Source organism: Bacillus cereus group sp. N8, assembly GCF_016483685.1.
Classification (GTDB): domain Bacteria; phylum Bacillota; class Bacilli; order Bacillales; family Bacillaceae_G; genus Bacillus_A; species Bacillus_A proteolyticus.
Genome location: NZ_JAEHBK010000217.1, coordinates 1 through 240 on the forward strand (window position 1 = coordinate 1; position 240 = coordinate 240).

The window sequence follows — 240 nt, forward strand, 5'->3', positions numbered from 1 at the left end:
GTCCAACTGGTGCTACTGGAGCTACTGGTTCAACAGGAGCAACGGGAGCAACAGGAGATACAGGTCCAACGGGACCAACTGGAGCAACAGGAGCAACGGGAGCGACAGGTTCAACGGGAGAAACAGGAGCAACGGGAGCAACGGGAGCAACGGGAGCAACAGGTGCAACGGGAGCAGCAGGAGCTGCTGGACCAACTGGAGCAACTGGAACGAATGGGACTACGGGGCCAGCAGGAACAG

Annotated in this window: 1 protein-coding gene; it reads left to right on the top strand. The window is 59.2% G+C overall.

Annotated elements, in window-relative coordinates:
- Positions 1-240, top strand: a 240-nt coding sequence (locus JDS80_RS31055) for a hypothetical protein (protein WP_199640842.1), incomplete at both ends; no start/stop codon positions are given.